Annotated in this window: 13 protein-coding genes; 2 read left to right on the forward strand and 11 right to left on the reverse strand. The window is 50.0% G+C overall.

The features are described from left to right. Positions 1-467: 467 nt before the first annotated feature. Both JWG88_RS09005 and JWG88_RS09010 read right to left on the reverse strand, forming a co-directional pair. Entirely contained in the window at positions 468-1,205 is a 738-nt protein-coding gene (locus JWG88_RS09005; RefSeq protein WP_205233401.1) for a FadR/GntR family transcriptional regulator, read from the reverse strand. A 93-nt stretch (positions 1,206-1,298) separates the two neighbouring features. Beyond that, positions 1,299-1,472, reverse strand: coding sequence for a hypothetical protein (locus JWG88_RS09010; RefSeq protein WP_205233402.1), 174 nt, complete (start codon positions 1,470-1,472; stop codon positions 1,299-1,301). A 54-nt stretch (positions 1,473-1,526) separates the two neighbouring features. Here JWG88_RS09010 and JWG88_RS09015 point away from each other — a divergent pair, with 54 nt between their 5' ends. Next, positions 1,527-2,471, forward strand: a complete 945-nt coding sequence (locus JWG88_RS09015; RefSeq protein ID WP_205233403.1) for a DMT family transporter — start codon at positions 1,527-1,529, stop codon at positions 2,469-2,471. Between the two features lie 60 nt (positions 2,472-2,531). Here the strand turns inward: JWG88_RS09015 and JWG88_RS09020 are convergent, their stop codons facing one another. The 7 genes from JWG88_RS09020 to JWG88_RS09050 form a co-directional block, all read right to left on the reverse strand. Next, positions 2,532-3,380 (reverse strand): DNA ligase, encoded by an 849-nt coding sequence (locus tag JWG88_RS09020; RefSeq protein ID WP_205233404.1) that lies wholly within the window; start codon positions 3,378-3,380, stop codon positions 2,532-2,534. Between the two features lie 64 nt (positions 3,381-3,444). Further along, on the reverse strand, positions 3,445-5,805 hold the full coding sequence (gene hypD, locus JWG88_RS09025) for a trans-4-hydroxy-L-proline dehydratase (RefSeq protein ID WP_205233405.1): 2,361 nt from the start codon (positions 5,803-5,805) through the stop codon (positions 3,445-3,447). Between the two features lie 2 nt (positions 5,806-5,807). Beyond that, on the reverse strand, positions 5,808-6,710 hold the full coding sequence (locus tag JWG88_RS09030; RefSeq protein WP_205233406.1) for a glycyl-radical enzyme activating protein: 903 nt from the start codon (positions 6,708-6,710) through the stop codon (positions 5,808-5,810). A 4-nt stretch (positions 6,711-6,714) separates the two neighbouring features. Further along, complete coding sequence (locus tag JWG88_RS09035; RefSeq protein WP_205233407.1) at positions 6,715-7,485, reverse strand: FadR/GntR family transcriptional regulator; 771 nt, start codon at positions 7,483-7,485, stop codon at positions 6,715-6,717. Between the two features lie 358 nt (positions 7,486-7,843). After that, positions 7,844-8,140 (reverse strand): HNH endonuclease, encoded by a 297-nt coding sequence (locus tag JWG88_RS09040; protein WP_337833115.1) that lies wholly within the window; start codon positions 8,138-8,140, stop codon positions 7,844-7,846. Continuing rightward, positions 8,133-9,479, reverse strand: a complete 1,347-nt coding sequence (locus JWG88_RS09045; protein WP_205233408.1) for a glutamate ligase domain-containing protein — start codon at positions 9,477-9,479, stop codon at positions 8,133-8,135. The genes JWG88_RS09040 and JWG88_RS09045 overlap by 8 nt, the downstream gene beginning before the upstream one ends. 72 nt (positions 9,480-9,551) lie before the next feature. Continuing rightward, positions 9,552-11,735, reverse strand: coding sequence for an ATP-dependent helicase (locus JWG88_RS09050; RefSeq protein ID WP_205233409.1), 2,184 nt, complete (start codon positions 11,733-11,735; stop codon positions 9,552-9,554). Between the two features lie 138 nt (positions 11,736-11,873). Between JWG88_RS09050 and JWG88_RS09055 the strand changes: the two genes are divergently transcribed. Continuing rightward, positions 11,874-12,269 carry a pancreas/duodenum homeobox protein 1 gene (locus JWG88_RS09055; RefSeq protein ID WP_240194361.1) on the forward strand — a complete coding sequence of 132 codons (396 nt, stop codon included), beginning with the start codon at positions 11,874-11,876 and terminating at the stop codon, positions 12,267-12,269. Between the two features lie 138 nt (positions 12,270-12,407). Here the strand turns inward: JWG88_RS09055 and JWG88_RS09060 are convergent, their stop codons facing one another. Beyond that, on the reverse strand, positions 12,408-13,421 hold the full coding sequence (locus tag JWG88_RS09060; RefSeq protein WP_205233410.1) for a GGDEF domain-containing protein: 1,014 nt from the start codon (positions 13,419-13,421) through the stop codon (positions 12,408-12,410). Between the two features lie 103 nt (positions 13,422-13,524). Then, a complete protein-coding gene (locus JWG88_RS09065) occupies positions 13,525-13,737 on the reverse strand; it encodes a hypothetical protein (protein ID WP_205233411.1) in 213 nt (70 codons plus the stop codon). Between the last annotated feature and the right edge of the window lie 57 nt (positions 13,738-13,794).

Consider the following 13,794-nt stretch of genomic DNA (forward strand, 5'->3'; position numbering starts at 1 on the left):
TTAACCCTTTAATCAACATACGACTCCATTGCCTACCCGCTCTCCAATAAATGCTGTTATTAATCTTTATCAAAATCATGTAACTGTAATTATGTCATATATTAGAACTATAGTTACTTTTGTTAATAATTAGAGTAACAACGTTATCTTCTGTTTACAATAAACCATTTTACCATGTCAAGAGAAAAAGCCTTTCCCAGAAGAAGACCAGACTGTATTTAACTATTATGAATTGAGAATATCAGTGATTTTGATACAGGAAGAGACTGGCAATACACCTGCAATGATGAGGAAAAGGGTTGTGAATAACTGCGGGCGTGATCGGAGATAAGTATTTTGCAATGTCCCGATCTGTCACCCTGTACCGGTGGGGATGAAATTTCAGACTGATATCGGAAACTAATATAAGGAGCTACAGATCAGCTGAGAATCTCAGCAGGGAAGCACACAAATCGATAACTGCTGATTCACAGTTCGGGGTTCTGACGCTTTTTCTGCTCCAGGTAACTGCTGAACCGCCGGACATGATGGATAGCGAATTGCCGTGCCTTGTCGCTTTCTCCAGCGGCGATAGACTGGACAATAAGCTGCAGGTCCTGAAAGTTCTCCTCCATTTCCACTTCACCCGCAGGTAAAAATTTGTCGTAATAGCGATGGATATTATCATAGATGGAGTGCAGCACAAAGTTATAGAGGGGATTACCGGCAATGCGGGCGATTTCGGTATGGATCTTCTCATCCACCTGGACAAATCTGTTCCAGCCGGAAAGTCCTTCTTCACGACACCGGGCGGCTTCGTCGATGAGTTTGACCAGGGTTTGATTATCAGCAGCCATTGACCTGGAAGCAGCAAGTGCCGCAACTGCCCCCTCGATCCCTTCACGGAATTCGGCAAGATGCTGCAACGAAATCGTATGAGAGCGTATCAGCATGGCCAGGTTTTCAGCCATCAATTCAGCACTGGCATTTTTAACATAGGTTCCTCCCTTTATGCCGGGACGAATCTCGACAAGGCTCTTCTGCTCCAGAATTTTAAGAGCCTCCTGAAGTATGCCGTTGCTGGTTTGAAACATGTCGCATAACTCTCTTGCTGACGGGAGTTTTTCTCCCGCCACGACATGACCTTCAAGAATCAGTGTCTGGATCTGCTCAGCAACATCCTGGTATATTCGATTCTGCTTCACTCTGTGAAAGAGATTTTCCATAAAGCTGCTTGACAAAGATAAGTTAATTTAATAATCACAATGGCTAAAACCGTCTGTTAATGATAGATCTTCTAAAAAAAACTAGCAAGTAAATCAGCCGTTTTTACCAAGATATCGTGCAGCGGTTAAAAAATGATAACCCCGTAAGATGCCATTAAGTCGCCGAGAATCTGCGATATGCGCCGACTTCGAGAAAGCGGCGACGCGAATACCGTGCAGATGGATGAGCCCATTGTCAAAGCCTACCGTGGTGAATAAGGTAGTCATTGTCATGCAGCCTGAAATCGCAACAGCGACCAGAAAGAATGCAAACCGCACTAAATGAAAGGACCGGCCGGCAAGGCTGATAGATATAAGCAATCAATGCAGAAACAGTCACAGGCATACCTCTTCACTGTGCTGGCGGTGCTTCTCTGGAGCACGGCGGCAACGGCCTTCAAGATAGCCCTGCAATATGTCACTCCTTTCATCCTGCTTTTCTATTCGGCCCTTTTTTCCACCATTGCTCTGCTGGTCATCCTGACCCTGCAGGGTCAACTTGGCAAGCTTAAAAATATAAAGACTAAATCCTGGGTCATGGCGGCCCTTCTCGGTTTTATCAACCCCTTTCTCTACTATCTTGTCCTCTTCAAGGCCTACTCCCTTCTTCCGGGACAAATCGCTATGTCGCTCAACTACGGCTGGCCCCTGGCCCTTACGCTGCTCTCTGTGCCCATCCTTAAACAAAGTCTCAGCCGCGTTCAGCTTCTCGCTCTTGCCGTGAGTTTCTGCGGTGCCATTGTCATTGCCACCCGGGGTGAGATGACTGCCTTTGCAGGAGTGAGTCTGGCCGGAGTGATGCTCGCCTTCACCTCTACCGTTATCTGGGCGGTGTTCTGGCTAGTCAATGCCAGGGATGGTCTTGCTCCGGTTTTCAAACTTTTCCTGGGATTTTGCTTCGGCCTTCTCTATGCCACACTGTTCAGTCCTCTCTTTGGCGGTCTGCATATTCCTTCAATGCAAGCCTTTCTTCCGCTTATATACATCGGTCTCTTTGAGATGGGCATCACCTTCGTCCTCTGGCTCAGCGCCCTGCAAATGAGCAGCAGCGCGGCACGGATCGGCAACCTTATCTATATTTCGCCCTTCCTCTCCCTTTTCTTCCTGTGGCTCATCATCGGAGAAGAAATTCATCAGGCTACATTTATAGGACTCTTTCTGATCGTAGGGTCGATTATCTTACAGGAATTCTATTCCAAGCGCCGACCACCAATAAAACGCAGCTGATCATGCCCGGGCTAGAAGATATTACACAAGTCCTGAGGTAGTCTTTCCAGTACAATCTGTTCACAGATCTTTGTCCAGCCTGATGCGCAGAAATGAAGGAAATCGGGGAATGCCGGAAAGGTAGTAACCAAAATACCTGAAGGTGATGAGCTCGCCGATGGCAGGGGGATTCTCTCGTTCTTCATCGCTGAAGCCGCTCCCAACCTTGAAGCGGATGCCGTCCGGCAATTCGACCAGCAAAGCCCCGAGTCTGCCGATATTTCGACCCTGGCCGGGCAGGTGAGCCACCACAACCGCCTCTGCATCCTGAAAATCCTTGACCTTGAGAATTTCGCTACTGCGTCCTCCGGCATAGAGAGCATCGGGTTTTCTAACGATCAGGCCTTCACCGCCAAGCTCTTCCACTCGCTGTAGTTCCTGCTGGAGATGCTCCTGCTGCCGCACCGGGTTCTGGGAGATCAGGAAGGCATAGGGCGAAGGATGTTCTGCAAACCATTCGCGGGCCTTTTCCAGGCGCCGCATGAACCCCCCGCTTGCTTCGGGTACATCAAAAATACCGAATTTGAGCTGCAGCCAGCCATCGTGAGCTTCATCCTTTAAAACGATCGAAATCGTTTTTTCAAAAGTTCCGCGACCGCCCCAGAGTTCTCCCTCCAGTGCAAAATCGGGCAGATCCCGGATAAATGCCGCCGGTGGGTTGAAAACCTTGCCGTTTTTCGACCATAGTCGCTCTCCATCCCAGTAGCCGCGAACTCCGTCGAGCTTTTCGCTGATCAGCCAGCCCGTGACGTCGCGGCCTTCGGCATACACTTCGGGAAGCATCATCTCCACGGGTGCGCTGGAGGCAGCGGTGATCAGCCAAAAACTCAGCAGCAGAATAACCAGATGAACACGGCAAGGGGCTTTCATAGTTTGCTACCCTCACGGTTTTTAGAGCGGGTTAAGTTTACTTTTTCTTTTGAGAAGAAGCCTCTCAGTTCATTTCCTGCTCCGTCCTGTTAATGATCTCTTCCTGATGCTCCCGGTCAAGATCGACAAAGTAGTCGCTGTATCCCGCCACCCGAACCAGCAGGTTCCTGAATTCATCGGGGGTCTGCTGAGCCTGCCGCAGGGTCTTGGTATCGACAACGTTGAATTGGATGTGATGCCCCCCCAGGCGAAAATAGGTGCGAATCAAGCCGGTCAGCTTCTTCAGATCCCTATCCGTTGCCAGCACATCAGGCAGGAAGCGCTGATTAAGGAGGGTTCCGCCGGATTTAACCTGATCCATCTTGGCAAGCGACTTAATCACCGCAGTTGGGCCGTTCCTGTCGGCACCGTGCGACGGTGAAGTTCCGTCGGATTCCGGCATATGGGCAAAACGCCCATTGGCGGAAGCGCCAAGCATTTTTCCAAAATAGACATGACAGGTAGTGGAGAGCATATTGAGGTGGTAAACGGTTCCTTTGGTATTGGGTTTGCCGTCAATCGCCGTAAACAGGCTCTCATAGACACGCTGCATGATAGCGTCGGCCCGGTCGTCATCATTGCCGAAGAAGGGGGTCTTGTTGCAGAGCTTGAGACGCAGGGCATCCGCTTCTGCAAAATTGTTTTCCAGACACTCCAGCAGTTCCTTCCAGGTGACTGTGGCCTTATCGTAGAGATGCGTCTTGATGGCGGAAAGACTGTCAGTCACCGTGCCGATGCCGCAACACTGAATATAGTTGGTGTTGTAGCGCGGACCGGCGTCATAATAATCCCGGCCCTTTTCAATGCAGTCATCGATCACCACGGAAAGGAAAGGGGCTGGAGAATACCTGGCAAACATCCGTTCGATGTAGTTGTTCACCTTGATCTTCAGATCGACAATATATTCCAGCTGGCGGTCAAAGGCCCGATAAAGCTCTTCGAAGCTCGTGAATTTTCCAGGATCTCCGGTTTGCATACCAACCTGTATGCCCGAAAGGGGATCGATACCGTTATTGAGGGTAATCTCAAGGATCTTGGGAACATTGAGATAACCGGTGAGGATATAGGCCTCCTTGCCGAAGGCTCCCGTTTCGATACAGCCGCTGGTACCTCCCTCTCGGGCATCCTCGACACTTTTGCCGGCCCGGATCTGTTCAAGAACGACCATGTCGGTATTGAAGACCGAGGGATATCCATATCCTTTACGTATCACCCTGGCAGCCGCATCAAGAAAATGATCCGGTGTCCTGCTGCTGATATGAACGCTCGGCTGCGGCTGAAGAAGGTGTAGTTCATCAGAAACCTCCAGGGCAAGAAGGGATACCTCGTTGGCGGCGTCGGTGCCGTCCCTGTTCAGGCCGCCCAGGTTTATCTGGGTGAAGTCATTATAGGTCCCGCTCTCCCTGGCGGTGACACCAACCTTGGGAGGTGCCGTATGATTATTTACCTTGATCCACAGACAGGCGAGCAGCTCCTTGGCCCTGGCCCGGTCGAGAATTCCATCCTCCAGGCCCTGCTGATAAAAGGGCAGAAGATGCTGGTCCAAGTGTCCGGGCGACATGGCATCCCAGCCATTTAGTTCGGTGATGGTGCCCAAGTGCACAAACCAATACATCTGCACCGCCTCATGATACGTTCGCGGTGCATTCTCCGGAACCCATCTGCAGATACGGGCGATCTCGAGAAGCTCCTCTTTTCTCTGCTCATTATCTTCCTGCTTCGCCAGCTGCTCGGCCAGCTCAGCATGACGCCGGGCAAAAATGACTACTGCCTCGCAGGATATATCCATGGCGGTAAGCTGCTCGTATTTATCGGAGGCCAGGGGATCATTGAGGTAATCGAGCCGGTCTATGCTCTGTCGTATCATCTCCCGACAGTCCCTCATACCATATTTGTAAATTTTGCCGTCCAGGACGGTATGACCCGGTGCACGCTGTTCCATAAACTCGGTGAACAATCCGGCCCGATAGGCACGCTGCCAGTCCTCCGGCACCTTGCTGAAGATACGGTCACGCATCGATCGCCCCTGCCAGTAAGGAATGACTTTTTCCTCATAGGTGGCAATATCTTCCTTGCTGATCGTATATCTGGTCATCTCCCTGCTGTTCAGAATGCGCAGATCGTCACCACTGTGGCAGGTCAGTTCGGGAAAAGTGGGGACCACTTTCGGTGCCGGTCCTCTCTCCCCTACTATCAGCTCATCGCTACCGATATAGAGTGTCTTTTTCTGACAGAGATATTTAAAAAATTCGGCTCGCAACACAGGCAGAGAGTATTTACCGCTGTTTTCCCGATAGAACTCCGTCTCAAGCAGGGCACGTTCTATTGACAGTGATGGCTGCGTCTCAAAACTAATTTTGCGTAATCTTTCAATTCTGGCATTCATACTCACCCTCCAACCTGGACTTTTAATTTCATTTCCGTCAGAATTTTTTCACATTGTCCAACCCTTTCTGCAGGTAAAGACGGTAGCTCGATATCAGGATCTGCAAGACCCAGCTTTCTGTATTTTCCTCCCGCTATACTATGATACGGCAGCAGGTCGACACGCAGCGGAAGAGTCGGTAACGATGTCAGAAATTCTCCGCTGCGGCGAATATTCTCTTCATCACTGTTGAACCCCTCTATCAGGGGAATACGGATAATCATAAGACTTCCTCTGTCGGCGAGAATCCGGATATTCTTCAATATTCGTTCATTAGGTACAGCGGTATGGCGTCTATGCTTTTCACTGTCCATATGTTTGAGATCAATGAGGAAGAGCTCACAGTTATCGGCAACCTCCAAAAGCTGTGCAGGAGCAGCAAAAGCACAGGTGTCAACTGCCCGATGAATTCCCAGATCACCGCATGAGCGCAGGAGCTCGAGAAGGAATTCCGGCTGCATAAGCGGCTCGCCGCCGGAAAAGGTAACACCACCGCCAGACTCATCGAAAAACGGTATATCTTTTTTGATCTCCGCCATAACGGCAGCCGCATCGGTCTGCCAGCCCGTGGATTCATGAGCCAGAGCCGGGCAAACTTCGACGCAGTTCAAACAGCGACTACACTGCTGCTCGTCCCGCACTATACTATGGTTTTTCAGGGACAGGCTCCCGGTGGGACATTTGGCGATACACTCTCCGCACCCCACACACCTGCTGCCATTCCAGAGCAGATCCACCCTGCCTTCCATTCCTTCGGGATTATGACACCAGCGGCAGGAAAGCGGACATCCTTTTAAAAAGATAGTGGTACGGATATTCGGTCCATCATGGATGGCATATTTTTTAATGGCAAATATTGTTCCCATTTCTCTAGCGCTCACTCAAACTATAAGTAACTTCAGTATCGGCTTCATCATTTTCCGGCATATTGGCCTTCATCAGCCCGCTGAACCGAACTATATGCTGCCGAGCGGATCTACCGGCCGCCGCCCGGTCACCCCGTTCAACTGCTGCGGCAATTTCGCAAAGGTGCTCAAAATCCTCATGCAGCAGCTCTCTGGAAAAGGGTAGGTATTTGTGGAAATATCCTTGGATATTATCGTGGACGGTGACAAGATTGGCTTCGATAAGGGGATTTTCCGCCATTGCTGCCAGTTTCTGATGAAACAGGGCATCAAGGCGATGAAATTCACCCCAGTCCTGTGGATCCGTTTCAATCAAGGCTTGAATTTGAGAAATAATCCCCTTTAGCCCGGCAATTTCCATCCCATCACCGATTTCTGCGGCTTTCTCCGCCGCATATACTTCCAAGAACTCCCTGAACTCGGCAAGGTGCTCCAGGGAAACTTTCTGATGGCGAATAAGCAGAGCCATGCTGTCGCTCATGGCCTCGGTGTTGGCACCCTTTACCGTGGCTCCGCCCTTTACCCCGGTAGATATGCCAACCAATCCTTTCTGCTCTAAAACCCGAAGCGCCTCCCGGACCGTTCCACGGCTGGTAGAGAACATCTCCTTCAGTTTCATCTCGGATGGCAGTCTCTCTCCCTGCTTCAGGGTACCCTCGCAAATGGCATTCTGGATCTGCTCGACAACGTGCTCATAGGATTTAACCGGCACCAGTTTAGTAAAGTTCAGGTTCATATGTATTCCTTTATTTTCGAATCAAACTGTTTAACTGTAGGACAGTTTAATACGGATACAGATCCTCGTCAAGATCTTCAGGGAAAAGCAATCAGGAATCCTTCCCTCCTGCCCGATGAAGTCCAGTAAATATTTTTTGATTACTCCTGAAACTCAGCATTTTCTGGTCCAGGCCGGGACTGCTCTTTTCATTGGGACGTCATAAATCCGTCCATGGAGGCCTCGCTGCAGCCATCCCGACTGCAAGATTGAAAAGGGCAGCCCCAGCCCTGAGCGGAGGATAAGGACTAATCAGAAGGTTATTTTCGAAATGGGGTAAGAAAAATCCATAGCCACAACCGGGAACCGGATTAATATTCTATTTTTTCCTTTCCAGGTATTCCTGCCATTCCAGAGGCAGCATTGATTTTTTAATGGTATTACAGGATTTACAGGAGGGAACGATATTTTCTCTGGTACTTTTTCCTCCCCTGGCAAGGGGGACAAGATGGTCCATGGTCAAATCTTTAAAGGCTGTTTTTCTGCCGCAGTACCAGCATTTGCCCGCTGATGTTTTCTGTTGCCACCAACGGGTCTTGCGCATTTCTCTGGCTTTTGCCTTCTGCCGTCTGATCTCGGCGTCGTCGACTCCGTCAAATTCAAGAAAGTCACTCACCAGGAACTACCCCACCAACAAGATAGGAACGGATCTCGCCTATAAGATAGAGTGAACCGGCAATAACTATAAGGTCGTTCGCCATAGCCTGTTCTTCCGCGAAATTAAGCGCCTCCCTGACGTTGACGATCTGGTGACAGCGCTTTTTGAGATCATCATCAATGACCGCCAGCAGCATGGCGGGGTCAGCCGCCCGCTCGCCCTCCGGCTTGGTCAGAATGACAGTAGAAGCCATTTCTGCAATTATCGGCAGAGTCAGCCGCAGATCCTTATCTTCCATGGCACCCCAGATGACGATCAATTTATCATAGGTATACTCCCCGGCCAGAGTCTGCTGCAGACTCAAGACTCCTGCGGGATTGTGCGCCCCGTCGATCAGATATCGTAATGCTTCTTTGGCACCTGCATCCGCACTGCTCCCGAATCGGTCAGGACGGGGCAGGACAATATACTCAAGCCTGCCGGGCCAGTGAACAGCGGCCAGTCCCTGCCGTACATCATTTTCGGAGAAGAGGTAGCCGTGTTTTTTGAGGAGGACAAGAACAGCAAGGGAAAGCGAACTGTTGCCCCGTTGATAGTCGCCTTTCATACCGCAGCGCAGATGGCTGAAGTTCTGCTGCTGCAGTTCATCGCTCTCCGCTCGCCAACTCCACATGCCTGGTTCGGTTTCACCAACGGAGAGGAACTCTCTGCCGTAAAGATAGAGCGGTGCATTTTTCTCCCGGCAGCGCTGTTCTATAACCTCGAGGCTGACATCCATAGCGGCGCCGCAGACCATGGGGACGGCTGTTTTAATGATTCCTGCCTTCTCCGAGGCAATTGAGCGCAGATCATTGCCGAGATAGGCCTCATGATCCATGCTGACATTGGTAATCACTGTAACCAGGGGGGCCACTATATTGGTGGCATCCAGCCTTCCCCCAAGTCCCGTTTCAAAAATCACCAGATCCACTTTCGACTCTTCAAACCAGAGCAGCGCAAGGGCTGTGGTGAACTCAAAATAGGTGATTTTCTCCTCTCCCAGTACTTCCCGGATGCGTCCGGCAAGCCGTGTAAAACTCTCTTCGGAGATAAATTGATCGTTTATACGGAATCGCTCACGCACGGAGCTGAGATGCGGAGAGGTAAATAGCCCAACTCTGTATCCGGCATGGGCCAGGACGGTGGCTATATTGACGCTGACGGAGCCTTTGCCGTTTGTTCCGGCCACATGGACAAAGCGCAGAGCCTCGTCCGGTCGTGACACTTTGTCGAGAAAATTCTCCATGGCCTCAAGGCCAAGCTTAATCTTGTGCATCTGCAGGCTATTGAGATAATCCTGCGCGTCTTGATAATTCACTGTTTTTTCCCGCCCCGACTCAACTCTGCCGCACAACGGCGGCATCAAATAATCTGAACTCCAGCCTCCCTGTCAGCCGCCGATTTCCAGCTTGGCATAGTCGAGGTGGAGGGTTTTCAGGCCATGTCTGTCAAAGTGTATATCAAGAGTTCGGGGTTTCGTCAGCTTTTTTACGGTGCCGCTGCCGAAAAAAGGATGTTTGACCTTACAGCCGGGGGAAAAATCTTCCATTGACAGTTTTGGACGTTTTATACTCTTAGGGATAACCGGTACCGAGGATTCCCGGACATCAGCTGATGACTGCATCGATCCCGGGGGATCTCCGACGTTCCGACACAGTCCCGGGGATATTTCCCGCAAAAATGGCGACATGCCGACACGCTTGAAACGACGATCGGAGCTCATCATTTCCTTGGGATAACAGAGATATAATTGTTTTTTGGCACGTGTCGCTGCTACATAAAAAAGCCTGCGCTCCTCCTCCCATTGATCACCGATAGTAGCGGCGGCATGTGGAAACCTGCCGTCGGCAAGACCAATTACAAACACTACCTCCCATTCAAGCCCTTTGGCGGAATGAATGGTGGAGAGAACCAGCTTGTCACCCATATAGCTGTTATCCTTCTCACTCTCGGGAGGATCCAGTGTGGTGTCGTCAATAAAGGACTGCAGATCATCATAGGAGGTCATGATCCCTTTCAGCTGTTCCAGATCCTTTTGCCGTTTGGGATAATCATCTCTGTAGATCTGCTCAAACAATGGCTGGTAGTACTGCATCGCCAGTTCAAACAGAGCACCGGGCGATTCCTCCCGGCGCAATCGTTGAAAAAGCTCGGCAAGCCTTTTTATTCCCTTTTTCCAGGCAGAGCCGGCAGGATAGGCGGCAAGGGCCGCTATCGGGTCATCATGACCGGCGATGGTCGAGGAAATTTTCTGGGCGGTCTTCGGCCCTACTTTGTCAAGCTGTAAAAGAATACGGTTCCAGGACAGTGTATCCAGAGGATTGACCAGAATTCTCATGAAGGAAAGCAGATCCTTCATATGAGCGGATTCCGTCAATTTCAAGCCTCCCCGCTTTTCAAAATCATAGCCGTGGGTGGTTAGTTCGACCTCTAACTTATAGGAATGAAAACCTGAACGAAAGAGAACGGCCATGTCCTCAAGGGCAATGCCTTCCTGGTGGAACTTCCTGATTTTCCCTGCCACAAAACGAGCCTCAGCCCGCTCGTCCACCCCCCCATAGAGCTTGGGCAGAACATCTCCTTCGATGCGGCTGAACAGGGTTTTGGCATATTTTTCCGTGGAGTTCCTGATGATGTCATTGGTCAGCGAGAGGATCGGTTGAGTAGAACGGTAATTTTCCTCAAGCTTGATTATCCGGGTTCCTTCAAAGAGCTTGGGAAAACGCATAATATTGTAGAAATCGGCACCCCGGAACGAATAGATGGACTGTGAGTCATCGCCGACGATCATCACATTGTTATGAGTGGTTGCCAGAAGCCGCACGATTTCGGCCTGGATCAGGTTGGTATCCTGATATTCATCTACCATGATATATGAAAACCTGGCGGAAATCGCCTGGCGTGCATCCTCATCCTCTATCAGCAAGCGCTTCCAGTTCACCAGCAAATCGTCATAGTCCATCAGACCGTGATTGACCTTGAACTCGGTATAGTGTTTCTGCAGAGTTAGAATGTCATCGAGATGCTCGCTCAGGTGGCTGTACTGCTCGAAGACAAGATCCTGCAGATCCCGCGATTTATTCACCGATCCGCTGATCATGTTAATGAGGACCCGCTTTGAAGGAAACTGTTTTTCCTTACCGGTCAAGCCGAGAGAGGATTTGAGCAGATTGATAATTCCCTCGGCATCGGCCCGGTCAATGATGGTGAATGAGGAACCGAATCCGAGAGCGGCCGAATAACGCCGCAGCAGCATATTGGCAATGCCGTGGAAGGTGCCGCCCACCACTCTGCTGCAGGAGTCATTGAGCAGTTGTCCGGCACGCCAGAGCATCTCCTGGGATGCCTTGCGGGTAAAGGTAAGGAGCAGGATCCTCTCCGGGGGCACGCCGCTGTTGATCAGGTGGGCAACCCGGTAAACCAGTGTCCTGGTTTTGCCGCTGCCGGCTCCGGCTATCACCAGCACAGGCCCTTCAACGGTGGTTACAGCTTCATACTGCTGCTGATTGAGCTGCTCCTGATTGATATCAGGATGGCTCTGATTTGCTTGGAATTGAGGTAGATTTGTATGCATGGAGACTAATGTAACACAGCAATATGGGCGGCGCAACGTCAGTTGACAAAGATGAAATTAAGGGTATATTATGCGCCCAGCGTGCAGAGAGAAATCTCTTAGCAGGACACAACCGTTAATTCAAATAGTGAGGAAACGATGATGAAAGAAGCAATTGACGCATTGTTCACTCCAGAGTATCTGCAGCAGATTTTCCCGAATGACCGATCCAATGCTTTTTTTGAAGCTCTGTTCGGAGATGCCGATGAAGGTGCCTACGATATCAGTCTGGCCTATCGCGGCTGCAGCGGCAACAATATTTATTTGGAAATGCAGCTCAAGGAGCGACCCGGACGCTGCCTGGCCTGCAACCTCACTCAGGGACTGCCCGCTGTCTTCTCCCGGCATCCCGTGATCAACCTGCAGGGTGTTGTTCAGAGAGTCGACAGCGACCTCAATGACACCGCTCATTGTGTCGACTGGTCTCTGGGATATACTCAGCAGAAAAGCAACGGTCTGCACGCCATCCCGCTTACCATTACTTTGAGCGATTAGCTCCGTATATTTTTTCCTGATTCCCCCTCAGCTCAAGGCCTGGCGATACTGAGTTTCAGGGGTAGTTTGATTTTTTTTTAAAAAAAAAAGGCGCCCTCTCACCGGGTATGCCGTCTTTTTGGTGTTCTCATTTTTTCGCTATCGTACCGCAACTCTTGAGCGTCCCTCGGCTTTGGCATGATAAAGTATGTCATCGGTACGGTCCAGCCATTCCATAAGACTTTCATCCTCTTCCAGCTGAGCCAGGCCGATACTGATGCCGAGCTTGGTTTTTACGTCGGCCCAGATATCCAGCTTATCAACGGCCTTGCACAGCCTTTCCGCCAAAATTCGCCCACTGAATTTATCGGTATTATCAAGAACGAGAATAAACTCATCTCCACCCATTCGCACCAGCAGATCGGAGGAGCGTACGGCATTCTGCAGTTTCTCGGCAACGGCCTTTAATACTTCATCGCCGGCAAGGTGCCCCAGGTTGTCGTTTATATCTTTGAACTTATCGAGATCCATGGAGAGCATGGTTAAAGGGTTCTTATAGCGTTTTGCACTGTTTACCATGCCGTGAATCCGTTCCTCAAACCCCCTCCTGTTGGCAAGCCCGGTGAGTGCATCGTTGCTTGCCCGCTCAAAGAGATCTTCGTAATCAAGAGCACGCTGCAGCGAATCGGTTAAGATGGTCAGAGACTCATTAATGAGATCGATCTGCTCTTCGCTCAGTTTTTTACCGTTTTTAAGTATCAGCAGGATCCCGGCGTCATCGGCACGTTCGATGAGCCACTTATGCGCGTAATGCCCATGATCGTCTTCATAGATGCCTTCGCAATCATCTTTGGTCTCTATCAGTTGTTCGGCAAAGGCGATGGCTCTTCTTCTATTAGGACCATGACCTGAACAGAACAGATGCCGTTTTTTACGCAGGCCATTGCTGTATCCGATAAGCTCATGCTCCACCAGCGGCATCAGCCAGACGGAATAAGCTTCTATCATTCCGGAAAGATTTAAGACTCCGGCAACCCGGGCATGCAACCGGTTCATAAGATCAAGACGTTCGGTCTGCTTCTTAAAATGATCCAGCTCAACCATAACCCGGTCTATATCCGTCAACTGCCGCTCCACAGATTCAACGAGTGATAATTTTGCTGCCGCCTTCATATTTGAAACCTCAAAAGAATTGGTAATATCTTAAAATGCCTTATTTTACATTTCGGCATTTCTTTGGGAATTCTTTAGCTTTTTAATCACATCTATGCAACAGTCATGCCAACAGCCAAACCCCTGACAGCAACACATAGCACTTTCTTCCATTATTTATAAATATTTTAAACACATAAAGCTCGTCAGCGACTTTGCCCTTTTTACCTGTTTGGGTCCCTGCTGGACTTTGAACGAACCTAAGTTCCTCATTTGAAACCAGATAGTCATATTTTTGACGAAGTATCTGGCTGAGTCGTACCGATACGGTTGTCATATTTTTGACTCACCTTCTTTTCTTTAAGCTCTTTTGAGAAGATCAAAAAAAAGTCTC

Source organism: Desulfopila inferna, from assembly GCF_016919005.1.
Classification (GTDB): domain Bacteria; phylum Desulfobacterota; class Desulfobulbia; order Desulfobulbales; family Desulfocapsaceae; genus Desulfopila_A; species Desulfopila_A inferna.